We start from the raw sequence: 24,697 nt of genomic DNA, 5'->3' as shown, positions 1-24,697 counted from the left end.
TGCATGAGATATTGATGGATGGTGCGCCAATGCCCGATATTCATCGCCCAATATGGAATATATTTTCCGGCCCGCTGGCCGGATATGACCACGAGATACGAATGCCGACGATACATGTCCGGGGTTGTCACTTTTTGGCAAGAGGGCAACTGGATCTGGCGTCTGCCATGGCGTATCAATAGAGGCTGCTCCGGTGAGGCTGACATCGGCCACCCGAGTGTTTGCCATCCCCTTATCAAGGAGTTCATTTCATGGAAATCGTCATCGACAGGCTCGACGGTCCCGAGATAGCCGCTTTTTTGCAGGCCCATCTGGATGACATGCGCGCCGTCTCGCCGCCAGAGAGCAAGCATGCGCTGGATCTCGACGGGCTCAGGGCGCCGGCCATCACCTTCTGGTCCGCCTATGACGAGCAGACCCTGGTAGGCTGCGGCGCCATCAAGGAGCTTGACGCCGACGGCGGGGAGATCAAATCCATGCGGGTGCACGGCGCAGCCAGGGGCAGGGGAGTGGGTTCGGCCATCTTGCAGCACCTGATTGCCATCGCGCGGGGCAGGGGCTATCGCACGCTGAAGCTGGAAACCGGCTCCATGGCCTTCTTCACCCCGGCCCATGGCCTCTATCGCAAGCACGGCTTTGTGGACTGCGAGCCCTTCGGGGATTACCAGCCAGATCCCAACAGCCTGTTTATGGCATTAACCATCGAACAGTGACGGTGATGCACGCCATGTCGTCTGCCATGGTGATAAAAGGCAGTGTTTATCGCGGATGGGGTTCAAAAAATTGATATGAATCGCTCCCTCCTCTATGGCCTCGTCTGGTGGTCGGTGTTGTTGCCCACCGCCCTGATGAGCCCCATTTTTCTGCTGATGGGTTTGGCGGCCCTGCTTGGCATGGGCCGCGAGGGGGGTACCATTTCCCTGCTGCTGGGCGCCGCCTTGCTGCTCGGTTGCCTTGGTTTGTTGACGCTCTCCCGTCTTGACCGTCACTTTCGGCTGGGAGCCCCCCTCGGCCATCTCCGCGGGGCGCTGGCAGGGCTGTTGGCCGGCACGATAGCCTCGCTATCCCTGCTGTGGCTGCTGCCGGGGCAGTGGCTCTCCCTCTGGCCCCTGCTCGTGGTGGCCTATTTCCTCGCTCGCCTGCTGAGGCGCTGACGCTCATCCAGGGTGGCATCCGGACGAAGATCCCTAGCCCGTGGGGTGTCAACGGATCCGCTGCCGGGACGCGCTCGACAGGCCATCCAGCTCACACTTTTTGACTAAAAAGTTAATAAGTGACTCAAATGGGAGGGGGGTCGCTTTTTGAACTTGTTATTAATCATAATATTAGCTGTGCCGCTAGCACCCCCGACGAGGCGACTGGACGCACAGGTAGAGACTCTCCAGCAGCGGCGCCCGTGATCATCATGAGCTGACTGTGGAGGATTTATGCTGGGTTATATATTGGGTGATATGTACTGTCGAACCTGTACCCTCAGGCCGCCCCCCCGTCTTGGCAAACATTTCCCCCTGGCGCCGGATTACCAGCTGCGTGGCCGTGCCGGTGCCGCCATCATGACCATGGAGACCCTGCTCGATACCCCCTATCCCCAGAAGAAGTACAGATCCCTGGTCTATGGCGCCTTTATCGAGCGTCAGCGCCGTCTGTTTGCCGAACATGTGGTCATCGCCCAGATGGAGGGCAGCCAGGATCTGGAGGTCGCCATCGATCTCTCCTTCATCAGCACGGCGGTGCCCATCGGCCTGCTCGCCATCTCGGAGGAGATTGCCCTGCTGACGACCCCGCGTCCCACCAAAACCCACCCTCACCACGATGTGCTGTGCCAGGTGCTCGACTGCACCGCCATGCTGATGTTCTATGCCAAGGTCATTCGCCAGCGCAACGCCGTGCTGGAGAACATCGGCCACCAGTTTGGCTTTGGACCCGAGCCCGAGCTGGTGGCCCGGGTCGGCAACGGGGGGGAAGAGGACTACGTGGATTTCATGGTCAACATCATGACCTGCATCGCCCACTCGGGCTCCCTCAAAGACGCGCTGGAGAACGGCATCAAGATGGGGCTGCGCGAGCCCGCCTTCTTCTGCATCGTCGGCGCCCTGGCCAGCACCCTCTGGGGGGTGCCCAAGCCCTGGGCCTATCAGGTGTCCCTGTTTATCCAGCGCCATCATCCCCATTATCTGCAGATCCTGCAGCGGGGTGAGGCCAGGGTCGGCCGCACCGAGATCAACCTGGTGCCCCCGAAGCCCCCGCTCTGCGCGCCGGTCAAGCGCCAGGTGAGCCGCTTCCTGAGGTGGGCCTTCTAGGGGAGGCCCTCATACGGAGAGTGGCTGTTCTGGGCCATATAGGGGGGACTCTATGAGGTGCTTGCTCCCTGCGGTTGCAACGCCGGGGCCGCTCGCTTGTCCAGCAGGCTGGAGATGATGGCGAGCACCAAGGCTCCCATCGACAGGGCCCCCCCCGCCCAGTTGGGCGCAGTGAAGCCAAGACCGAATGCGATCACCATGCCACCCAGCCAGGCTCCCAGTGCATTGCCCAGGTTGAACAATCCGATATTGACGGCAGAAGCCAGGGTCGGGGCGCCTGCGGCCTTGGCCTTGTCCATCACCAGCTTTTGGATAGGAGAGACGGTGGCAAAGCCAAAGGCCGCCATCAGGAAGATACAGATGATGGATGCGATCTGACTGGTTGCAACAAAATGGAAAACGAAGAGCACGATGGCCTGGGCCAGCAAGGTGGCATAGAGCATCGGCATCAGCGCACGATCGGCATATCGTCCACCCAACCAGTTGCCCACGAAGAGACCAAAGCCAAATACCATCAGCAGCCAGGTCAGGGCCTCTTCCGAGAAACCGGCAGTCTCGGTCATCATCGGCGCTATATAGGTGATCGAGGTGAAGAAGGCGGCAGGTCCGAGAATGGTGATACCCATGGCCAGCAAGACCTTGGCGTTGCCAAAGGCGGCGAATTCATGAGTGATGCTCCGGGCTTCTGGCTTGGGTGTACCAGGGATCAGTGCCAGAACGGCGATGAAGGTTATCACCCCGATTGCGGTGATGGTGTAGAAGGTTACCTGCCATGAGAACAGTTGACTAAGCCAGGTGCCTGCAGGAACCCCTACCAGATTCGCGACCGTCAAGCCCGAGAACATGAAGGCTATTGCCCTTACGCGTTTTTCTTTCGGCACCATTTCTGAGGCAAGCACCGAACCTATCCCGAAGAATGCCCCATGGGTCAAGGAGGTAATGAGGCGCCCGATGATGGCGACCTGAAAGGTGGGGGCTATGGCCGTGACCAGGTTGCCAATGACGAAGAGCAGGGCCAGGAAGGCCAGCATGTTCTTCTTTGACGTTCTTCTCCCGGCGATAATGAGCAAGGGGGCCCCAACAAAGACCCCCAGGGCGTAGCTGGTCGCCAGATTGGCGGCAACAGGAATGGTGACGTCAAAGTCGACCGCGATGGCGGGCAGCAAACCGGCAATGACGAATTCAGTGGTACCAATACCGAAGGCTCCGACGACGAGGGCCCAAAGTGCGAGAGGCATAAACTTTCCTATGGCTAAAAATGTCTGAGTGGCGCATGTTATGGTTAATTTAATTAGGAAATAAATCTGAAATGCCTAACAAAAATGAAGAAACGAACGCCATTAAGCAGATAAGGCACTTGCCTGCGAAATTGGATGAGGTGGACCGAAAGTTATTAGGCCTGCTGTCGGTGGACAGCGCTCGCAGTTATGTCGATCTGGGTGAAGAGCTGCATTTGTCTGCGCCGGCCGTCCATGACAGGGTCAAGCGTCTGAAACGGGATGGCGTCATCAAAGCAACAGTAGCGAAGATCGACGGATGCAAGGTTGGGCGAACCCTCCTGGCCTTTGTGCTGGTCAACACCAAGAACGTGGTCAGTACCAAGCGGCTGCTGAGCCTGGGGAGCCTGCCCGAAATTGAAGAGATGCACACGGTCGCTGGCGATAGTGGAGTGATGCTCAAGGTGCGGGTGCGTGAAACCGAGGGGCTGGAAGAACTGCTGGGCAAGATCCAGGACATCGAGGGTGTTGATGGCACCCGAAGCTACATCGTCTTGTCCACCTTTGTGGAGCGTGGCCCGGACGCCTCCCTGTAGTGCTCTGGTCCAGTTTGCTGAGCTCAGGCCGCGATGCGGCCTCTATGGAGGCCCCCACCCGCAGTGTCACTGGCATGAATGGGTCTGCTCCATCTGGCGCCAGGCATACAAACAAGCCCGATCAGGTGCACCTGATCGGGCTTGCTCTATTCGAAGAGATGGGATTCGGTGACTCGTCTCAGGCGGGATAGAGGGCGCCCAATACAGTGGGACGGCTGGCGCCGGTGACCGCGGGCAGATTGCCCGGCTCGCGGTGAATGAAGCGCTTTGCCAGCCAGGCGAAGGCGGCTCCTTCCACCCAGTCGGGGGCGAGCCCGAGCGTTGTCGTGCTGGCAATGCGCCACTGGGGCAGGAGCGCGGCGAGTTCGGCCAGCAGCGGGTCGTTGTGGGCGCCGCCGCCGCAGACGAAGAGCTCGGCCTGACCATGTGCCTTGTCCAGCGCAGGCAACTGGTGAGCGACGCTGTGGCTGGTCAATGCCTGCAGGGTGCGCTGCACATCGGCAGGGGCATGGTTCTGACCCGCCAGCGTGCCGTCCAGCCACTCGAGGGTGAACATCTCCCGCCCCGTGCTCTTGGGCCAGGGGGCGGCGAAGTAGGGGTGGCTCAGCAACTGCGCGAGCAAGGTCGGGAGCAGGGTACCGCTGGCGCCCCATTGGCCGCCTGCGTCGTAGTCGCCACCTTGGGGGTGATGGCGGCGATACCAACCATCGAGCAGGGTGTTGGCGGGGCCGGTATCGAAGCCGTAGACCCCAGCGCCGTCAGCTGCGCCCGGCAGTACCGAGATATTGGCGATGCCGCCGAGGTTCAGCACCACCCGCTGGGCCCCCGGACTGGCGAAGAGCGCCTGATGGAAGGCGGGCACCAGGGGCGCGCCCTGGCCGCCGAGGGCCATGTCGGCGGTGCGAAAATCACTGATGACGTCGATGTCGGTGAGGGCCGCCAACAGGGCCGCGTTGCCGATTTGCAGGGTAAAGCCGAGCTGGGGGCGATGGCGGATGGTCTGGCCGTGGGAGCCGATGGCGCGAATGTCGGCGGGGCTGAGCCCGGCCTTGGTGAGCAGCGCCTGGGTGGCAGCGGCAAACTCCCGCGCCACCAGGTTGTCCGCCACTCCCATGCGATCGATCTCCTGCTCACCCGGAGTACAGAGGGCATGCAGCTCGCGGGCGGTGTCGGCGGGCCAGGGGTGGCAGAGGGCCGACTCGACTCGCAGCCTGTCGCCATTCGCTTCGATCAGCACCGCATCGATGCCATCCAGGCTGGTGCCCGACATCAATCCGATATAACGCTCACTCATTCCACGCTCCTTGGCCCGCCATCAGGGCTAGATGTCGTCATTGTCCTGCTTGTGCTGCGCCAGCTGCAGCTCGCCACCGTCGAGTTTGGCGAGCTGGGGCCGACTCTCGGCCTTGAAGTTGGCCAGTGCCCGGCCGCTGAGGGTCTCTGCCTGAGGCAGGGTCAGGGTACGGGGATTCTTGTGCACGCCCCCCACCACGAATTCATAGTGCAGGTGCGGGCCCGTGACCCGACCGGTGCCGCCCAGAAGACCGATGGTCTGTCCCTGCTTGACCCGCTGGCCCTTGTTCACCGTGCGCTTGGAGAGGTGCAGGTACTTGGTCACATAGTTGCCGGCGTGCTTGATGAAGACATAGTTGCCGTTGAACTGGTTGTAACCGGCCGCCACCACGCTGCCGCTGCCCGCCGCCATGATGGGGGTGCCCACCGGCGCCACATAGTCGATGCCATTGTGGGGGCGTACCTTGCCGGTGACCGGATGCAGGCGACGCGGATTGAAGTTGGAGCTGATGTATTTGAAGTTGACCGGCGCGCGCAGGAAGCTCTTGCGCATCGCCTTGCCTTCCGGGGTGTAGTAGTTGCCATCCTCGTTCAAGATGGCGCGGTAGATGGCCCCCTGGTTGATGAACTCGGCGGCCAGGATATCACCGGAGGCGACCCGCTCGTCATCTTGATACTTGTCCTGATAGACCACCCGAAAGCTGTCCCCCGGCTGCAAGTCCTGGGCGAAGTCGATGTCCCAGCCGAAGATGGCGGCGAGATCCATGATCTGATCCTCGGTCATGCCGGCTTCGGCGGCGGCGCCCCAGAAGCTGGAGCGGATTTCGCCGCTGGCTATCTGCTCGCGGGTGTCGAGTTCGAGTTTGACCGGCCTTGCCACGAAACCTTCGGCCTTGCGGCTCACCTTGAGGGCTTGCTCCAGGCTGTGGGGGTAATAGAGGCTGTGCAGCTCGCCGCTGCGGGTGAGCTTGAAGGTGAGTTCCTGACCCGGTTGCAGCATGCGCAGGGTGTTGGCCTCATCGAGCTGATCGATGAGATGCAGATCCGTGGTGCTCAGGCCGAGGCGCTGGAAGATCACCCCCATGTTGTCACCCCGGCGCACCTTGACCTGGCGGGTGACATAGCTCGGCTTGGGGGGCTGCAGTGCCAATGCCTGGGGCTGGGCTTCCCCCTCGCTGAGGGCTGCGGTGTCGAGGGCGGGCGCCTCATCGACCCGGGTCGCCACCGCCTGTTCGCTTGGCCAGGCTGCCAGCATCATCACCATGATGCTCAGGATCAGCACCATCTTGCGGTGCCAGGTAGGAAGAGAGTTGAAGGCGTTCCAAATAATCATCGAGGCAGCAGGTCGAGAGGAGAAAGAGTGGCAGATTTTACAGCCTTTCCAATTGGCCCGCCATTCCAGTAATATGTCTGGCCCTGTGGAATCGTGATTGGAGAGTCAAAAAATGTCCCAGCTCGAGGTGGCGCTAGCCGAGATCAAGCGCGGAGCGGAAGAAATTCTGGTGGAAGAAGAACTGGTCGCCAAGTTGAAGGAAGGGCGTCCGCTGCGCATCAAGCTGGGGATGGATCCGACGGCTCCCGACATTCACCTCGGCCACACCGTGATCCTCAACAAGTTGAAGACCTTCCAGGATCTGGGGCACGAGATCATCCTGCTGATCGGCGACTTCACCGCCATGGTGGGGGACCCTTCTGGCAAGAACGCCACCCGTCCGCCGCTCTCCGAAGAGGCCATCAAGCATAACGCCCTCACCTATGCGGAGCAGGCGTTCAAGATCCTGGATCCCGCCAAGACCCGCATCGAGTACAACTCCACCTGGCTGAGCGAGCTCGGCGCGACCGGCATGATCAAGCTGGCGGCCAAGCAGACCGTGGCCCGCATGATGGAGCGCGACGACTTCAAGAAGCGCTATTCCGGCGGCCAGTCCATCGCCATTCACGAATTCCTCTACCCGCTGCTGCAAGGCTATGACTCGGTCGCGCTGAAAGCGGACGTGGAGCTCGGCGGTACCGATCAGAAGTTCAACCTGCTGATGGGCCGCGAGCTGCAAAAAGACGCCGGCATGGCCACCCAGTGCGTGCTGATGATGCCGCTGCTGGTGGGCCTGGACGGCGTCAAGAAGATGTCCAAGTCCGCCGCCAACTACATCGGCGTGCACGATGCCCCGGGTGAGATGTTCGGCAAGATCATGTCCATCACCGACGATCTGATGTGGAACTACTACGAGCTGCTCTCCTTCCGCCCCCTCACCGAGATCGACGGTTTCAAAGCCGGCATTGCCGCCGGTACCCTGAACCCGCGCGACGTGAAGATCTGGCTGGCCAAGGAGATCATCACCCGCTATCACGACGCCGCGGCGGCCGAAGCGGCCCACGAAGACTTCACCCAGCGCTTCTCCAAGAACGCTATCCCGGACGAGATGCCGGAGGTCGAGCTGGCCCTGGAAGGGGAAGGCCTGCCCATCGCCAACCTGCTCAAAGAGGCCGGTCTGGTGGAGACCACCTCGGAGGCGCTGCGCATGATCAAGCAGGGCGCGGTTAAAGTTGACGGCGACAAGCTGGACGATGGCAAGGCGCTGATCGGTGCTGGCACCGCCGTCTATCAGGTCGGCAAGCGCAAGTTTGCCCGAGTCACCGTCAAGTAAGAGCGACCCTGCTGATAAAAAAGGCCTCCATCCGGAGGCCTTTTTGTTGGCTGATGATCGCTTGGGATCAGCCCTCTTTTTTCAGGAAGTTGCGATAGAGCATGTAGAGGTGGGCCGAGCTCCAGCTGAAGTTGCTGGCACCCTGCATGGCGCCGGTTTCCGGGTTGTAGTTCTCGCGGATGGGGCCGCTGCCCGCCAGCCCCTCGGCATTGGCAAACAGCTTGTTGACCAGCGCCTGGGCATCGCTGCGATAGCCGTAGTTCTCCAGCCCCTTCACCCCGAAGTAGAACTGATCCAGCCAGACCCGGCCACGCCAGTAGATGTTGGGGTCATAGGCCGGGTTGGTCAGCGCCGCCGTGCCGAGCGGCACCTTGGTGTTGAACTCGCCGCTGCTCAGCATCACTTCGCGCACCCGCGTCGCTTTTTCTTTATCCGCCACCTCGGCCCAGAGCGGGCTCCAGCCTTCCGGGCCACGGCCGCGGGCAGTCAGCAGCTTGCCGACGCAGCCGTTGGCGTCCGCCACGTCCCCTTGATGGATCTGGCGATCGTAATAGAAGCCGGAGGCCTCATCGAACAGGCAGGTATTGATGTAACCGGCGAGCTGGGTGGCGCCTTCGCGGTAGCGGCTCGCCTCGTCCGGCTTGCCGAGCAGGTCCGCCATGTCCGCCAGGATGCGCTTCTCCTTGGCGAGGAAGGCGTTGAGCTCCACCGACTCCTGATCGATGGAGAAGCCGATGAGGCTGCCGTCATCCTCGTGGTTCTCGAAAAAGGCGACGTTCCAGTCCTGGCGAGCCTTGGCCAGATCCCCGCCATAGGTCTTGTCGGCGTAGCGCTGCAACTGATCTTGCTCGATGAAGCCGAAGCGGGCAGCGTTGTCCATGCCGGATTCCCAGCCGGCCCCGTGCTGGGCGCCGATGTCCATGTCGCTGTAACCGCCGACGCTCAATACCTGCTGGTAGAGCGGCATGCCGGCGCAGGCGTACCAGCCATCTCCCTCGGCAGTGCAGCTCGACAGGTCAATCCCGGCTGGCACGCTGGTGTACTGCACCTTGAAGGTGATATTGCCGAACTCGTCGTTGTGCTCGACGTGGCGGGTGGCGCCGTATTCGATGATGCCGTTGTGGTTGTTGTCCCGCGCCCGATACCACCAGTCGTGGTAGGCCTGGATCTTCGGGTACATCTCGGCGATGAAGGCCTTGTCCTGGGTCGCGCTGTAAACCTCCCAGATGGCCCAGGCGGAGAGGGGCGGCTTGGTGTCCCGCTCGTTCCAGTTGCCGCCGTCACCGCCCCGATCGGCGAGCTTGTTGTAGAAGACGGCGTCGATCACCATGCCGGCGTCCTGGGGACGTACCGGATCATCGGGCTGAATTTGGTAGTCATACATAGCCCGCACGTTGTTCTTGGCCACCTCAGGGTTGAAGTGGGCCATGGCGTAGACCTGTTTCCAGCTGTCCCAGGCCCAGATGCCGTCAAACCAGCGGGCGGTGTTGGACGGCGTCACCCCGTCGTGCAGGATGGCCCCGGCCGAGGAGCGCCAGTTGCCGTTGAGGGTCTCCATCGCCTTGACCGCGATGCGACGCTCGGACTCACTGATCCCCTGATTGGAGAGGCCGCGCGCCAGATACCCTTCCCAGCGGTGGATGGAGTCGTCGAAATAGCGGGTGGGGTTGGCTAGCAGGGCCTGGCGGCTCTGCTCGAAGCGGCTTGCCTCATCGCTCGAGTGCACATAGCTCTGCAGGGTGAAGAGATCCTGCTGGCCCTTGGCGGCCAGGGTGAGGCTGGCCTCGCTCACATAGCCAAGTGCCTTCTCATCCAGGGTGGTGCGGGTCGGCAGGGTGCGATCGATGCGATAACGGGCGCTGCCGCTTTGCATCATGTTCCAGGTGCTGCGCAGCTCGCCGAACTGGAACTCGACCCCCTGTTCGTTCTGGCTGATGGTGCGAGTCCAGTCCGGGTACTGCTCGGCCACCGTTTTCTTGGCATCCCACTGCTGGAGCAGTTCACCCTGCCAGCTGAGGTTGAGGGTCAGCGGCGCGTCCTGGTTGTTGATGAGGCGGGTGCGAACCAGCGCCGTGCGGGCATCGCCGTAGCGCAGCTCCAGCTCCAGGGTGAAGGGTTCGAACTCGAAGCGCTGGATGAGTGCTCCCGGGATGGCGTGGATGTCGTGCTTGCTGGCGGCGGTGAGCGGATATTGGCGGCCGTCCTCATCGCTCAAGGTCAGCTTGTCCAATTCGCTTGCGAAGAACAGGCTGTACTCCTCGGCGATCACCATGGGGCCGGTGAAGCCGCCCCATTCGTTTTCGCTAGCGGGCAGCAGGAAGCCGTGCCAGGCCCCCAGATCCAGCAGCGGGTTGTACTTGAGATTGGCGTAGCTGTCGAAGTCGCGGAACTGGAGCGGGGTGCCGCTGCGGTCGATCACATCCTGATACTGGCTGGCCAGGGTCGGGGTGGCTGTGGTCGGGGCACTGGAATCATTGCCGTTGCAGGCGGTGAGGCCAAACAGGGCGACGCCGAGGGCGATGGAAAGTAAACTTTTACGAAACATCGAAGCACTCCAATTACGTTTTTGTAGGTTAAAGAAGGTGTTTTTTTATCTTATTTTTAGTGAAATCGTTTGCGTTGGTCATTTTAGGGCAAAGAGTCGGGAAGTTTTGGCGCTGCGTCACACTTCTCAAGCGGGACTGTGTGAGGTGGATCACCTGGTTACATGCTGTTACAGAATAGTTATTTTAGTAACTGTTTTACTCTCGGCGTGTAGCCAAGAGAGGATGAGCAGGCCGACATGGGTAGGGAGAGGGGCAAAACGGCAGGGTGAAGCGGGGGTGAGGGGAAAGCGGAAAACGTCCCGGAGAGGGACTGAAGCCATAAAAAAAACCGGCCTCGAGGAGGCCGGCTTTGATATCTTGCTGCGAGACGATCGTGCTGCTTAGCGCAGGATCATCTGATCGCGACCCGGGCCTACGGAGACCATGGGCACAGGAACACCCAGCAGAGCTTCGATACGCAGCACATAGTGCTGGGCTGCCTTGGGCAGGTCTTCGAACTTGCGGATGTGGGAGATGTCTTCGCTCCAGGCTTCCATGGACTCGTACACCGGCTTGAGACCGGCAGTCTGTGGCCAGATCGGGTTCTCGGTGTGGGCACCTTCGTAGGCGACGCAGATCTTCAGATCCGGCATGCCGGAGAGGCAGTCCAGCTTGGTCAGGGCGATCTCGTTGGCCGCCTGGATCTCCAGACCCTGCTTGGTGGCGACCGCATCGAAGTAGCCGATGTCACGGGGACGGCCGGTGGTGGCGCCGAACTCGTTGGCAAACTTGCGGAACTCTTCCTGATTCTCCATGGCGGTGATCAGGGTGCCGGTACCGACCGAGGTGCTGAACGCCTTGGCCACGGCGATGACGCGCTCGGGGCGCAGGGCCGGCAGACCGCCACCGATACCGGCGTAGGCGCCGGAAACGTGGGAGGAGGTCACCCAGGGGTATTCGCCGTAGATGAGGTCACGGCCGGCGCCCAGCTGGGCTTCGAACAGCAGGGTGCCGTTCTGGGCCTGGATCGCCTTGAGCGGCTCGCTGACGTTGCAGATGGCATCGCGCCAGGAGGCGGACACTTCCAGCAGCCAGTCGGCCATCTCCTGGGCGGTCTGCTTGAACTCGAAGCTCGGGTAGAGGGCTTTGAGCTGCGGCAGTTTCCAGTCGAGGAAGAACTGGATGCGCTCGACCAGTACGTCCGGCTGTTTCAGCCAGCCGACCAGAATCGCCTTTTTCATGACCCGATCACCGTAAGCCGGGGCAATGCCCTGACGGGTGGAGCCATAGGCACCGTCACCCAGACGTACTTCTTCCAAAGTGTCTTCCAGGGCGTGGATCGGCAGGCAGAAGGTGGCTCTGTCGGAGATGGCGAGCTTGGGAGTCACGCCGGCGGCCTTCACTTCGGCCAGTTCCTTGGTGAGGGGCTCGGGGCTGATGACCATGCCAGGGCCGAGGACAACCAGGCAATCCGGGTTGAAGACGCCGCTCGGCAGCTGGTGCAGCTTGAAGGTGCCGAGATCGTTGACCACGGTGTGGCCGGCGTTGTTGCCGCCCTGGAAGCGGATGCTGGCGGCGGATTCACCGGCCAGATAATCGACGATGCGGCCCTTGCCTTCATCACCCCAGTTAGCACCTACGACTACGATAGACGACATGACTCATTCTCCTAAGACGTTAGGCGTTCATCCTAGGAGGCCGGGGTGGATTAGAAAAATTAATTATCTTTATAGTTCCAATAAGGAAGGCATATAATCCAGGTCACTTTATCGGCAATGCCCGTCAGGACGCACCTCGTGCGTCAACGGCAAACGAGAGCGACCCATGCTGGATATCCACTGGTTGAATACCTTCGTCACCCTGGCCCGTCTGCAGCACTTCGGCCAGACCGCCACCGAATTGCACATGACCCAGCCCAATGTCAGCCTGCACCTCAAGAACCTGGAGCAGGCGACCCGGGTCAAGCTCATCGAGCGCAGCCCCTTTCGCCTCACCCAGGCGGGGGAGCGATTGCTGCAAAGCGCCGAGCGCGCCATCAACGAGTTGCAGCTCTGCCAGTCCGATCTCAATGCCCTGAACCAGCACAGCCAGGGCACCCTGGCCATCGCCGCCAGCGACATTCTGTCACGGCTCTTGCTGATCCAGCCGTTCCAGCGCTTCAAGCAGACCTTCCCGGGCATCGATCTCACCCTGTTCAACACCACCTCGGATCAGGCTGCCGAGCTGGTCAAGACGGGGCGGGCGGATCTTGGCTTCGTGATGGCGCAAAAGCGCAGCGAGCCGCTGTCCTATACCGAGCTGCAACAGGTGACCTGGTGCGCCCTGGGGGACGGGTTGGCACGCTGGCAGGCCCGTAGCCAGGCCGGTGAGAGCGATCCGCAGGACGAACCCACCCTCATCTTGCTGGGCCACGACACCCGTACCCGGGCGCTGATCGACCCTTCCCTGCCCCTGCTGGGGCTGCCGAGTTGCCGCATCATGGAGGTGGGCAGCGTGGATGCCCAGCTCGACTGGGCGGAGGCGGGCTTCGGGGTGGCCATAGTGCCGGACTTCTCCCTCCACCCGCGCCTCAAGCTGAGCGCCCCCGTCACCCGGCTGACCGACTTCCCCGGCACCAGCCTGGGGTATGTGGTGCGCCAGAATCAGGTGCTCTCCCGGGCCATCAAGCAACTGTTGCACTGGGTCGAAGAGGCAATTCAGGGACCAGCGCTGGGGCCGTCTCCCCGGGAGTGAGACCGGGAGGGCAGGGCGTCGTCATGAAAAAGGCCACCTGAGGGTGGCCTTCGCGTCTTATTTGTCTGCTCACTGGGCGGGGGTTGCCGGCGCCGGGCTGGTGGTGACGGCGCCACTGGCAGGGGCGTCAAGTGCGGGGGGCTGAGCCGGGGAGGCGGGCTCGGCAGATGAGGGAGCCGGCGCGGTTGCTTGCTCTGTCCCCTCGGTCGCAGGGGGAGCAGTCAGGCCACCATCGGCCAGGGGGGCACCCTGGCTCACGGCGGCCCCTTCCAGCACCTTGGCGGCATCCGGATCTGTGCCTGTCGCCCCCGATACCGTGGGCAGGGTGGCACCACCGGCTTGCTCATGGGCGATGGCGGGCGACCCTTCCGGTGAGGGAGTCTGGGCTTCACCAGTGGTCGCCGTGTCCGATGGGGCCAGGGACTCGGGAGCCAGGGTCGGGGTCGACGGGGCATCCTGCATGCCCGGGTGGAGCGGGATGATGGCCCCCGCCTGCATGGATTCCGGCGTCAGGGTGGTCAGGGCCGGGTGCAAGCGGGTGAACTGCTGCAATTGATTGCTGAGCACGTCTCGTACCGTGCGCACCGTCTCGTCGGGGAGGCTGGCCTCGGCCACCAGTTCGGCGGTCACGGTGAAGGTGCTGACGCTGCCCATCTGCCCCGGATAGAGGTTGGCACCGATGCGGCCACGCTGGTAATAGGGATGCTGCTTGAGCAGGTTGTCTATCTGTTCCCCTTCGATGGGAATGAGGCGAGCCTTGCAGCGCCCGGTCAGATCCCCTATCCCCTGATTGGGGTGGCCGGCGACCAGCAGGGCGGCATCCAGGGTGCCGTTGCACAGCCCTTCCAGCCTGTTGCCCGGCGCGGCGGCGGGGGGCGGCGCGAAGCTGCTCTCCTGCCAGCCCATGGCTTCCAGCAGTGCCTGGCTGGTGACCCTGTCCCCGGAGTCGGGGGCCCCCAGATCGACCCGTTTGCCCTCGATATCGGCCAGGGTGTTGATGTTGCTGGTGGCACTGGCCAGCAGGGTCAGGGGCTCCTGATGCAGCCGGAACAGGCTGCGCAGGGTCTCGTCAGGTGCCTTGCCCGCGAAGGGGCCTGTGCTGTGCACCGCGTGATAGAGCACATCCGACTGCACCAGCGCGAGCTGGACCTCTCCCTTGGCCAGGGCGGCCAGATTGGCCAGGGAGCCCGAGGTGCTCTGCACGCTGCAATGGACCCCGTGGGTGGCGCTGTCGGCATTGAGCAGGCGACAGATGGCACCTCCCGTGGGGTAGTAGACCCCATTGAGCGTCCCTGTGCCTATGGTGAGATAGGCGGGGGAGGCGGCGAGCGGCAATGCCAGCATGGCCGCCAGCCAGGGCAGGGCGAGTCGGGGCAGTGTCAGGAGTCGGCGCGGGAGTCGTGGGTGCATAGGAAACCGGATCAATGGCGGATAACAAGGGATGAGCCCAGCCCATCCCGTCATGAGTCACACCTTATCTATACCAGATATGGGGAAAAATGGCTTTCGCCATGGAGGTCGGGCGCCGGTATCGGCGCCTGTCCCATCAGCGGTTGTGTCGGAGTATGGCTTTTTCCATGCGGGCCAGCGCCTCGACGAGGGTCGCCCGGGTGCAACCAAAGTTGAGGCGCACGAAATGACTGTCCCCGAACTGGGTACCCGGTGAGAGGCCGACACCTGCCTGCTCGAAGAAGGCGATGGGATCATCCAGACCGAGGCCGCTCACGTCGAGCCAGGCGAGGTAGGTCGCCTGATGGCGAGCCAAGGTGACGCCGGGCCAGCGGGCCACAGCCTCTTCTATCAACGCCAGATTGGCCCTCAGATAGTCGAGTTGTTCCACGAGCCAGGGCTCTCCCCCCTCGTAGGCCGCCTCCGCCGCCACGAATCCCAGCAAGTTGACGTCGGCACTGATGCCGCGCATGGCCTGTTGCAGCTTGAGCCGCAGCCTGGCATTCGGGATCACCGCGAAGGAGCAGCAGAGCCCGGCGATATTGAAGGTCTTGCTCGGCGCCATCATGACGGCACTGCGTTCGGCAGCCTGCGGGCTGAGGGCGCCATAGGGAATGTGGCGAGCACTCTTGTCCAGCAGCAGATCGCAGTGGATCTCGTCCGAACAGATCACCAGGCTGTGGCGTTCGGCGATGACATCGATGGCCAGCAGCTCCTCACGGGTGAAGACGGTTCCCCCCGGATTGTGGGGGTTGCAGAGCAGCAGCAGGTCTGCGCTCGGGGCCTGGCGCTCCAGTTCCTCCAGATCCAGCACCCAGCGGCCGGCCTCTTCCACCATGGGGACGGTGAGCAGGGGGCGATCGTTGAAGCCGGGGGCCTGCAGGAAGGGGTAATAGACGGGCTTGGGGGTGATGATGCCACGGCCGTGCTGGCTCCAGGCCTTGCAGGCCAGGTTCAGGCCCGGCACCACGCCCGGCAGGAAGACGATCCATTCGGACTCGATGGTCCAATCATAGCGAGTCTGCAGTCGATCCTGGATGAGTTCAATCAGACGGGGAGAGGGCCGAGAGTAGCCGAAGATACCGTGCGCAACCCGCTGGGTGAGTGCCTCGATGACGGCGGGGGGAGAGGCGAAGTCGGTATCGGCCACCCACATGGGCAAGACATCCTGGGTTTTGTATTTGTCCCATTTCGCGCTCATGGTGTGGCGGCGATCTATCTCCCGATCAAAATCAAACATGTGAAATCCTTGTGCTGGCCAATGGGCTTTCAATGTACGGGCTCGGGCCCGGCCTCGCAAGCCTTGAGATGCCTGTTGATAATGGCATAAGATAGCTGCCGTTATTCTATGCTCCCGCCGTTCTCTGGCGACGTTTTCTCTTCCATATCAATGGTATCTCTCATGCGTTTGCTGACAGCTGTCCGCCAGAGGCCGGATCCCGTCTCCCTCTCTTTCCTGGCGGTAACCTTCATAACCGGGGTCGCGGTGGCCCTGCAGGTGCCCACTTTGAGTCTGTTTCTCGCCGAGGAGGTGCAGGTACGCCCCTTCCTGGTGGGGCTCTTCTATACGATCAACGCCGTCATCGGCATTCTCATCAGCCAGTGGCTCGGTCATCGATCCGACAACAAGGGAGATCGCAAGCAGCTGATCCTGCGTTGCTGCTTCGCTGGCATCGTGCTCTCCCTGTTGTTCGCCTGGAACCGGCAATACTGGCTGCTGGTGAGCCTGGGGGTAGTGCTGGCGAGCCTGACGGCCACCGCCAGCCCGCAGCTGTTCGCCCTGGCGCGGGAGTATGCGGACAGCCGCAACAAGCGGGCCGACATGTTCAGCTCCGTGCTGCGAGCCCAGTTCTCCCTGGCCTGGGTCATCGGCCCGCCGGCGGCCTTCGCGCTGGCCATCGGTTATGGCTTCGAGGTGATGTACCTGGCCTCTGCCTTTGCCTACCTGCTCTGCGCCTTCGTGGTCTGGCGCTGGCTGCCCTCCCTGCCGCTCCCCAAGCCGGGAGGAGAGCAGGAGCGAGTCAGCAGCTGGCGAATGCCTTCGGTGAGGGCGCTCTTCATCGCCTCCACCCTGATGTGGACCTGCAACAGCATGTATCTCATCAACATGCCCCTCTACATCACCCGCGAACTGGGGCTGGAGGAGAAACTGGCGGGCATCCTGATGGGGACGGCAGCGGCGCTGGAGATCCCCTTCATGCTGCTGGCGGGCTACTACACCCGCCGTTTTGGCAAGCGCCCCATGATGCTGGTGGCGGTGTTGGCGGGGGTGGGCTTCTACGTGGGGCTGGTGACGTTGTCGAGCCAGACGGCGCTGATCGCCCTGCAACTGCTCAACGCCATCTTCATCGGCATCGTGGCCGGGATCGGCATGTCCTATTTCCAGGATCTGATGCCGGGCCGGGCCGGGGTGGCGACCACCCTGTTTGCCAACAGCATCCGCACCGGATCCATCATGGCGGGAGCCATCGCCGGGACTGTGGCGGAGATCTGGAGTTTCCACGGGGTCTTCATGGTGGCCACGGCCCTGGCACTGGCGGCGCTGGCCGCCTGCTGGCGGGTGCCGAACGTCTAAGGCTTACTTGCCGCGCTCGCCTTGCTGATATTCGTTGCGCAGGCAGCGCAGCAGCAATTCGGCCGCCGGCCCCAGCGCGTCCACCGAGGGGGTGAGCAGGTAGGTATAAAGGTAGCGCTCGCTGCCATCTTCCAGATTGAGCTGGACCAGGCTGCCGTCGGCGAGTTCACCGCGCACCAGGTGGCGCGGCACCCAGGCGTAACCAAGACCGAGGCGCAGCATGCTGAGCACCTCGTGGTAGTGGGTCGCCTTCCAGCCGGTGTCGTCCGCATCGTTCCAGTCCACCGAGCGGTGGATCGGCGGGTGCAGGCTGATCTGGTGGTGGTTGCCGAGCTGTTCGGCGGTGACGGGCACCTCATGGCTGGCGAGGGGATGGCCGGCCGCGCACAGGGGCAGCAGGCAAACCTCGTCCAGGGGCAAGCCGGTGCGATCCTGAGGCAGATGCTCGGAGAGCATCAGATCCCCGACCTGCAAGGCGTTGAAATGGCAGTGGATGCGCTCGTGAAGGTTGATGCGGCAACCGCGGCTGCGGGGTGAGAAGCTGGCCAGAGCGCGGTAGAGGCGCTCTCTGGGCTGCAGGGCCGAGACATAGAGGTTGATCTGCGGCTCCCATTGCCGCTCCAGGTTGTTGGCCAGATTTTCCAGCTCTTCCACCTGCTGGCTGAGCTGACGGGCCCGCTTGAGGAAGATCTCCCCGGACGGCGTCAGGACGGCCTTGCGCCCCCGCACTTCCAGCAGGGCCACCCCCAGACTCTGCTGCAGCTTGGCCACCGCATGATTGAGGGATGATTGGCTCTTGTTCAGTGCCTCGGCGGCCTGAGCATAACCGCCGCAGTCCACCACGGCCTGAAAAATCCGCCATTGCTCAAACGTGCTCTTGGGACGAAACATAGTTCAACCTGTCAGGGGAAGATGGGGGCAACAGAGTCCGTTGTTGCCCTCATTGACTGTAACCCCATTTGCCTAGTTTGTTGATTTATTTGGGTTGGGCCACAAAGGTCTGCCCGGTCTTGCCCCGGCTGTCGCTGCCCATCAGATAGAGATAGAGCGGCATCAGATCGGCCGGCGTCTTCAGCACCTGGGGATCTTCTGCCGGGAAGGCGCTGGCCCGCATCTTGGTGCGGGTACCGCCCGGGTTCAGGGTGTTGACCCGTACCGCAGTATTTTCCAGCTCGTCCGCCAGCACCTCCATCATCCCCTCGATGGCAAACTTGGAGATGGCATAGGTGCCCCAGTAGGCACGACCCTTGCGACCCACGCTGGACGAGGTGTAGACGATGGAGGCATCGCCGTGCGTCTTCGCGGTCTGGCGAATGAGGGGCAGCAGGGCCTGGGTCAGCAGGAACTCGGACTTGACGTTGACCTGCATCACCTCGTCCCACTCCTGCTCGGGGATCTGCTCGAAGGGCGACAAGGTGCCGAGCAAGCCGGCGTTGAACAGCACGCCGTCGAGACGGCCGAATTGCTGGGCGAAGGTCTCGGCCATACCGAGGTAGTGGCTCTTGGTGGCGCCTTTGAGATCCACCGGCACGATGGCGGGCAGGGGGTGGCCGGCCGCTTCAATCTGGTCGTAGACGGCCTCCAGCTTGGCGCTGGTGCGCCCGAGCAGGATCACGGTGGCGCCGTGGGCCGCGTAGGTGAGGGCCGCTTCCCGGCCGATGCCGTCACCGGCACCCGTCACCAGAATGACCTTGTCCTTGAGCAGTGCCCGGGGGGCCTGATAGTCGAGCATGTGGACTCCTGTTAACAATGTGGGCGGCCTCATGGCGGCAATGGAGGGCAGTGTACTGATCCGGCCCCGCCCTTGACCAGTGCGAGAGGGGAAAAAATGTGAAACGAGCCGCGGGATTGTGTCGATTTATCAGCAAATTGGCGAGTGCACGCAGAGTTTTTGCACCCCGTAGCCAAACTCCTTACTATGTGAAAAAACCGAACATAGAGCGGAGTATCGAGTGACATTTTTGACCGAATACGGCCTGTTTCTGGCCAAGACTCTCACCTTGCTGCTGGCCATTGCTGCCGTCATCCTGATGGTGGTGAGCAGCCGCCAGCCCAAGGCGCGCAAGGGGGAGCTGGTGGTGACCGATCTCTCCAGTGAACTGGAACAGGGTCGCTACCAGTTGCAGTCGGCCCTGGCCGACAAGGGGCAGCGCAAGCAGCTGGAGAAGGCGCGCAAGGCCGAACAGAAGGCGCGCGCCAAGGCCGACGATGAGCGCAGCCGGCTGTTCGTCATCGATTTTCACGGCAGCATGGATGCCAAGGAGGTCGCCTCCCTGCGGGAAGAGGTGAGCGCCGTGATAGGCGTCGCCAAGCCCGGTGACGAGGTGCTGCTGCGCCTCGAGTCCGGTGGTGGCGTGGTGCACGGCTATGGCCTCGCGGCCTCCCAGTTGCAACGCCTGCGGGACAGAGACATCAAGCTCACGGTGGCCATCGACAAGGTGGCGGCGAGCGGAGGCTACATGATGGCCTGCGTGGCGGACAAGATCCTGGCGGCGCCGTTTGCCATCGTCGGCTCCATCGGGGTGATTGCCCAGATGCCGAACTTCAACAAGCTGCTCAAAAAGCACGACATCGAGTTCGAGATGCACACCGCAGGTCAGTACAAGCGCACCATCACCATGTTTGGCGAGAATGACGATCTGGGGAGGGAGAAGTTTCGCGAGGAGCTGGGCGCCATCCATGAGCGTTTCAAGGCGTTCGTGGCCGAGCACAGACCGGCCCTCGATATCGATGCGGTGACCACGGGAGAACACTGGCTGGCGAGCGAGGCCAAGCAGCTCGGGCTGGTGGATGCGCTCAGTACCAGTGATGACTACCTGCTGGCCCAGGCCAGCCATCACAAGGTGATCGGCATCAGTTATCGCAAGCCCAAGAGCCTGACCCAGAAGCTGGGCCAGCAGGGCGCCCAGGCGCTGGAGGGGGCGATCGGTCGCCTGTGGCAACAGAGCCCCTGGCGCTGAGTCGTGGCAACGTAGCACCAAATGAAAAAGCCGGGCATTTGCCCGGCTTTTTGTTGTCTTCGCCTCAGCGCTGGAAGGGGTAGACGGATCCCAGTTTCAGGATCTGGGTCAGCTCGTCCAGGGCGGTGCGGCTCTCCAGCACCAGGGCCGGATCCCGCAAGTCGTCCAGGGCCAGGCTGTCGCGGTAGTGGCGCTCCACCCAGTTATCCAGACGGGTGAACTGGTTGTCGTCGATGAGACAGGCCGGGTTCACCGCCGCGAGCTCGGTGTCGTTCATGGCGACTCGCAGCCGCAGGCAGGCGGGGCCACCGCCGTTTCGCATGCTCTGCTTCACATCCATGAAGTGCACCCCCTTGATCGGGGTACCCAGCGTCACCAGCTTGGCCAGATAGGCGGACACGGCCGGGTTGCCCTGGCATTCAGTCGGGGCGATGATCGCCATCTCGCCGGACGGCAGGGTCAGGATCTGGGTATTGAACAGGTAGGATTTCACCGCATCCTGCACCGACACCTCGTTGGTGGGCACCTCGATGAAGTGCAGATCGCCGTCACCGAACTTGGCGCGTACCTCGGCCAGGGCCGAGGCGGTATTGAGGAAGGCCTGCTGGTGGTAGAACAGCACGTTCTGGTTGCCCACCGCGATCACGTCGTTGTGAAACACCCCCTGATCGATGACGTCCGGGTTCTGCTGGATGAAGACGGCGCTTTCCTCGCCAAGGCCGTGCAGGCGGGCGATGGCCTGGCTCGCCTCCAGGGTCTGGCGGGCCGGGTAGCGTTTGGGGGCGGGCTGGGAGACGTCGAAGGCGCTGCGGCCATAGACGAACAGCTCGACCCCGGCCTCGCCATAGGCGCGGCACAGTCGGGTGTGGTTGGCGGCCCCTTCGTCACCGAAGTGATCGTTCTCCGGCAGATGGGCGTGGTGATAGAAGTGGCGATCGTTGTTGAACACGGCGCGCAGGATGCGCCCCGTCACCTCGGGTTCGAGGGAGCGGTGGAACTTGTTGGTCAGGTTGGCAGGGGTGAAGTGGATGCGGCCGTCCTGGGTATCGGCACTCGGCGAGACGGTGGCAGCGTTGGCGGTCCACATGCTGGAGGCGGAATAGCAGGCGGCCAGCACGGCGGGGGCCTGTTTCGCCGCCTGGGCCAAGACGCTGGCATCTGATCCGGTGAAGCCGAGGCGACGCAGGGTGGCGAGATCGGGTCGCTCCTGGGGAGCCAATACCCCCTGCACCATGCCGAGCTCGGTCAGCGCCTTCATCTTGTGCAATCCCTGCTTGGCGGCCTCCTTCGGATTGGATGCCGCCGATGCATTGCTCTGGGAGGCCACGTTGCCATAGGAGAGGCCGGCATAGTTGTGGGTGGGGCCGACCAGGCCGTCGAAGTTGACCTCGAAGTGCTTCATGATGACATCCTTTCGATTTTTATATGGGTTGCGAGTCCTTCCGCGCACAAAGCTGCGGCGAGTGGCCATTATAAAGAGATTTCATCCTTTGTAACAAGCTGATAACTCTAGTGGTTTTTTATGTAACAAGGACGGCTGGATATGTCATTTCCAATCTAAAAAAGGGGGGTATATGGCATAAAAACAAAAAAGCGGTTGATTCCCTCGCGTCGGCTTCGCATTAATAAATAAAGAGTCGGTAGGGGGCGTATGGGTCAAGCAAATTTGTCGCCAAGATTGCTTTTTCCCGTCAAATCTCTTATACAGCCCCACAAAACCGCACGCCAACCCCGTCGGGTGCAATGAGGATAATAGTTACAGCATGGGCAAATCACTGGTCATCGTGGAGTCTCCGGCCAAGGCCAAGACCATCAACAAATATTTGGGCAAGGACTACGTGGTCAAATCCAGCGTAGGCCATGTGCGCGATCTGCCGACCAGCGGCAGCGCCAGCACCGAACCCAAAAAACCTGTCATTCGCGGCATCAAGCTCAGCGAATCCGAGAAGGCGGCCAAGGATCGCAACGCCCTGTTCGCACGGATGGGGATCAATCCGACCGCAGGCTGGCAGGCCAACTACCAGATTTTGCCCGGCAAGGAAAAAGTGGTCAGCGAGTTGCAAAGTCTGGCCGCCAAGGCTGACACCATCTACCTCGCAACCGACTTGGATAGAGAAGGGGAAGCGATCGCCTGGCACCTGCGGGAGATCATCGGCGGTGACGACAACCGCTACAAGCGGGTGGTGTTCAACGAGATCACCAAGACCGCCATCCAGGAAGCGTTCGCCCAGCCGTCCGAGCTGAACATCCATCGCGTCAACGCCCAGCAGGCCCGTCGTTTCCTCGACCGGGTGGTGGGTTATATGGTTTCCCCGCTGCTCTGGAAGAAGCTGGCTCGCGGTCTCTCCGCCGGCCGGGTACAGTCCGTCGCGGTGCGCCTCATCGTGGATAAAGAGCGCGAGATCAAGGCCTTCGTGCCGGTGGAGTTCTGGGATCTCAACGCGGATCTGCTGACCGGCGACAAGAGCGCCCTTCGCATGGAAGTGGTCAGCCGCAACGGTACCGACTTCAAGCCGGTCACCCAGGCCGAGACCTTCGCCGCTGTCGCCGCCCTGGAAGGGGTCGACTACAAGGTGGTGAACCGGGAAGACAAACCGACCGGCTCCAAGCCTTCCGCCCCCTTCATCACCTCCACCCTGCAGCAGGCGGCCTCCACCCGTCTGAGCTTCGGGGTGAAGAAGACTATGATGATGGCCCAGCGCCTCTATGAAGCGGGTTACATCACCTATATGCGTACCGACTCCACCAACCTCAGCAAAGAGGCGGTGGAGGCGGTGCGGGAATACATCGGCGAGCAGTATGGCACGGCCTATCTGCCGAGCGAGCCGAACCTCTACGGCGCCAAGGCCAACGCCCAGGAAGCGCACGAAGCCATTCGTCCCTCCAGTGTGCAGGTGACCGCCGAGATGCTCGAAGGCATGGAGCCGGATGCGATGCGGCTCTATGACCTCATCTGGCGTCAGTTTGTCGCCTGCCAGATGACCCCGGCGCAGTACGACTCCTCCACCCTGACCGTCAAGGCCGGTGAATTCGAGCTCAAGGCCCGTGGCCGTACCCTGCGTTTCGCCGGTTGGACCAAGGCCCTGCCGCCCATGGGGCGCAAGGGAGAAGACAGCCAGCTGCCGGCGGTCACCGTCGGCGAGATCCTCAAACTGGTCAAGCTGGATCCTCGTCAGCACTTCACCAAGCCGCCCGCCCGCTTCACCGAAGCGGCCCTGGTGCGCGAGCTGGAGAAGCGCGGCATCGGTCGTCCTTCCACCTATGCCTCCATCATCTCCACCATCGTCGATCGCGGCTATGTGCGGGTCGAGAGCCGCCGCTTCTTTGCCGAGAAGATGGGGGAGATCGTCACCGACCGTCTGGTGGAGAACTTCGTCGAGCTGATGAACTACGAGTTCACCGCCAAGATGGAAGACAAGCTCGATGGCATCGCCGAGGGGAGTCTGGAGTGGAAGAAGGTGCTCGACGCCTTCTACGCCGAGTTCACCCAGGAGCTGGAGCAGGCCGACAAGCCCCACGAGGAAGGCGGCATGCGCGCCAACCAGATGGTGCTGACCGACATCGACTGCCCGGACTGCGGCCGCAAGATGGGGATCCGCACCGCCACCACCGGCGTCTTCCTCGGCTGTTCCGGCTATGCGCTGCCCCCCAAGGAGCGCTGCAAGAAGACCATCAACCTGGTCAGTGCCGACGAGTTCGTCTCCGCCACCGACGACGGTGACGAGGCAGAGACCGAAGCGCTGCGGGCCAAGCATCGCTGCAACCTCTGTGGTACCGCCATGGATGCCTACATCATCGATGACAGCCGCAAGCTGCACGTCTGCGGCCGCAACCCGGATTGCGACGGCTACGAGATTGAGCAGGGTCAGTTCAAGCTCAAGGGCTACGAAGGGCCGAGCATCGAGTGTGACCGCTGCGGAGCCGAGATGCAGCTCAAGAACGGCCGTTTCGGCAAGTACATGGGCTGCACCAACGAGAGCTGCAAGAACACCCGCAAGATCCTGAAAAACGGTGACATCGCGCCGCCGAAGGAAGATCCGGTGCCGCTGCCCGAGCTGAAATGCACCCAGTCCGACGCACACTTCGTGCTGCGGGACGGCGCCGCCGGCCTGTTCCTCGCCGCCAGCAACTTCCCGAAATCCCGTGAGACTCGTGCGCCTCTGGTTGAGGAGCTCAAGCGCTTCCGTGACCGCCTCTCGCCCAAGCACCAGTACCTGGCGGATGCGCCGGCGTCAGATCCTGACGGTAACGCCTCCGTGGTGCGCTTCAGCCGCAAGAGCAAGGAGCAGTACGTGATGACCGAGGTCAACGGCAAGGCGACGGGCTGGACGGCCCATTACGACAACGGTAAATGGCAGGAGAGCCTGGCAAAGGCGAAGAAATCCTGACCGCCGAGGTTCACAC

The 24,697-nt window shown here is 62.3% G+C and carries 19 protein-coding genes; 9 read left to right on the top strand and 10 right to left on the bottom strand.

Annotated features, from left to right (window positions below; all coding sequences use genetic code 11):
- The first annotated feature begins 251 nt into the window (after positions 1-251).
- The 3 genes from VZC39_RS14520 (at position 252) to VZC39_RS14510 (ending at position 2,300) form a co-directional block, all read left to right on the top strand.
- On the top strand, positions 252-713 hold the full coding sequence (locus VZC39_RS14520) for a GNAT family N-acetyltransferase (RefSeq protein WP_434663495.1): 462 nt from the start codon (positions 252-254) through the stop codon (positions 711-713).
- 75 nt (positions 714-788) lie between these two features.
- Positions 789-1,154 carry a hypothetical protein gene (locus VZC39_RS14515; RefSeq protein WP_434663492.1) on the top strand — a complete coding sequence of 122 codons (366 nt, stop codon included), beginning with the start codon at positions 789-791 and terminating at the stop codon, positions 1,152-1,154.
- A gap of 273 nt (positions 1,155-1,427) precedes the next feature.
- Entirely contained in the window at positions 1,428-2,300 is an 873-nt protein-coding gene (locus tag VZC39_RS14510) for a hypothetical protein (RefSeq protein WP_349918923.1), read from the top strand.
- Between the two features lie 50 nt (positions 2,301-2,350).
- Here the strand turns inward: VZC39_RS14510 and VZC39_RS14505 are convergent, their stop codons facing one another.
- Complete coding sequence (locus VZC39_RS14505; RefSeq protein ID WP_434663489.1) at positions 2,351-3,538, bottom strand: MFS transporter; 1,188 nt, start codon at positions 3,536-3,538, stop codon at positions 2,351-2,353.
- 71 nt (positions 3,539-3,609) lie between these two features.
- Here VZC39_RS14505 and VZC39_RS14500 point away from each other — a divergent pair, with 71 nt between their 5' ends.
- Entirely contained in the window at positions 3,610-4,113 is a 504-nt protein-coding gene (locus tag VZC39_RS14500; protein WP_349918919.1) for an Lrp/AsnC family transcriptional regulator, read from the top strand.
- Positions 4,114-4,291: 178 nt separating this feature from the next.
- On the opposite strand, the gene VZC39_RS14495 is transcribed toward VZC39_RS14500, so the two are convergent.
- A complete protein-coding gene (locus VZC39_RS14495) occupies positions 4,292-5,407 on the bottom strand; it encodes an anhydro-N-acetylmuramic acid kinase (RefSeq protein WP_349918918.1) in 1,116 nt (371 codons plus the stop codon).
- A 27-nt stretch (positions 5,408-5,434) separates the two neighbouring features.
- Positions 5,435-6,739, bottom strand: coding sequence for a peptidoglycan DD-metalloendopeptidase family protein (locus VZC39_RS14490; protein ID WP_349918917.1), 1,305 nt, complete (start codon positions 6,737-6,739; stop codon positions 5,435-5,437).
- Positions 6,740-6,851: 112 nt separating this feature from the next.
- Here VZC39_RS14490 and tyrS point away from each other — a divergent pair, with 112 nt between their 5' ends.
- The gene (gene tyrS, locus VZC39_RS14485; protein WP_349918915.1) at positions 6,852-8,051 is read left to right on the top strand and encodes a tyrosine--tRNA ligase; all 1,200 of its coding nucleotides are present in this window, start codon (positions 6,852-6,854) and stop codon (positions 8,049-8,051) included.
- 67 nt (positions 8,052-8,118) lie between these two features.
- Here the strand turns inward: tyrS and ygjK are convergent, their stop codons facing one another.
- Positions 8,119-10,596, bottom strand: a complete 2,478-nt coding sequence (gene ygjK, locus VZC39_RS14480; protein ID WP_349918913.1) for an alpha-glucosidase — start codon at positions 10,594-10,596, stop codon at positions 8,119-8,121.
- A 381-nt stretch (positions 10,597-10,977) separates the two neighbouring features.
- The gene (locus tag VZC39_RS14475) at positions 10,978-12,234 is read right to left on the bottom strand and encodes an adenylosuccinate synthetase (RefSeq protein WP_349918911.1); all 1,257 of its coding nucleotides are present in this window, start codon (positions 12,232-12,234) and stop codon (positions 10,978-10,980) included.
- 166 nt (positions 12,235-12,400) lie between these two features.
- Between VZC39_RS14475 and VZC39_RS14470 the strand changes: the two genes are divergently transcribed.
- Positions 12,401-13,309, top strand: coding sequence for a LysR family transcriptional regulator (locus VZC39_RS14470; protein WP_349918909.1), 909 nt, complete (start codon positions 12,401-12,403; stop codon positions 13,307-13,309).
- A gap of 69 nt (positions 13,310-13,378) precedes the next feature.
- On the opposite strand, the gene VZC39_RS14465 is transcribed toward VZC39_RS14470, so the two are convergent.
- Both VZC39_RS14465 and VZC39_RS14460 read right to left on the bottom strand, forming a co-directional pair.
- A complete protein-coding gene (locus tag VZC39_RS14465) occupies positions 13,379-14,719 on the bottom strand; it encodes a TAXI family TRAP transporter solute-binding subunit (protein ID WP_349918907.1) in 1,341 nt (446 codons plus the stop codon).
- A 136-nt stretch (positions 14,720-14,855) separates the two neighbouring features.
- Entirely contained in the window at positions 14,856-15,998 is a 1,143-nt protein-coding gene (locus tag VZC39_RS14460; RefSeq protein WP_349918905.1) for a MalY/PatB family protein, read from the bottom strand.
- A 162-nt stretch (positions 15,999-16,160) separates the two neighbouring features.
- On the opposite strand from VZC39_RS14460, the gene VZC39_RS14455 reads away from it, so the two are divergent.
- Positions 16,161-17,333: an MFS transporter gene (locus VZC39_RS14455; RefSeq protein ID WP_349918904.1), complete on the top strand. Its 1,173-nt coding sequence runs from the start codon at positions 16,161-16,163 to the stop codon at positions 17,331-17,333.
- A gap of 3 nt (positions 17,334-17,336) precedes the next feature.
- On the opposite strand, the gene VZC39_RS14450 is transcribed toward VZC39_RS14455, so the two are convergent.
- Together VZC39_RS14450 and VZC39_RS14445 are read right to left on the bottom strand one after the other, a co-directional pair.
- Positions 17,337-18,224 carry a LysR family transcriptional regulator gene (locus VZC39_RS14450; protein ID WP_434663481.1) on the bottom strand — a complete coding sequence of 296 codons (888 nt, stop codon included), beginning with the start codon at positions 18,222-18,224 and terminating at the stop codon, positions 17,337-17,339.
- Between the two features lie 85 nt (positions 18,225-18,309).
- Positions 18,310-19,065 (bottom strand): YciK family oxidoreductase, encoded by a 756-nt coding sequence (locus tag VZC39_RS14445; RefSeq protein WP_434663478.1) that lies wholly within the window; start codon positions 19,063-19,065, stop codon positions 18,310-18,312.
- Positions 19,066-19,285: 220 nt separating this feature from the next.
- Between VZC39_RS14445 and sohB the strand changes: the two genes are divergently transcribed.
- Positions 19,286-20,293 carry a protease SohB gene (gene sohB / locus VZC39_RS14440; protein WP_434663476.1) on the top strand — a complete coding sequence of 336 codons (1,008 nt, stop codon included), beginning with the start codon at positions 19,286-19,288 and terminating at the stop codon, positions 20,291-20,293.
- A gap of 64 nt (positions 20,294-20,357) precedes the next feature.
- Here sohB and astB read toward each other — a convergent pair whose 3' ends face one another.
- Positions 20,358-21,695, bottom strand: a complete 1,338-nt coding sequence (astB, locus tag VZC39_RS14435; RefSeq protein WP_349918898.1) for an N-succinylarginine dihydrolase — start codon at positions 21,693-21,695, stop codon at positions 20,358-20,360.
- Positions 21,696-22,056: 361 nt separating this feature from the next.
- Between astB and topA the strand changes: the two genes are divergently transcribed.
- The gene (gene topA / locus VZC39_RS14430) at positions 22,057-24,681 is read left to right on the top strand and encodes a type I DNA topoisomerase (protein WP_434663473.1); all 2,625 of its coding nucleotides are present in this window, start codon (positions 22,057-22,059) and stop codon (positions 24,679-24,681) included.
- Positions 24,682-24,697 lie beyond the last annotated feature (16 nt).

The sequence above is a fragment of the Aeromonas sp. NJAU223 genome, from assembly GCF_051125555.1.
GTDB lineage: Bacteria > Pseudomonadota > Gammaproteobacteria > Enterobacterales > Aeromonadaceae > Aeromonas > Aeromonas veronii_G.
The sequence above is the reverse complement of the archived record's forward strand: the minus strand, read 5'-3'. Positions and strand labels throughout refer to the sequence as shown.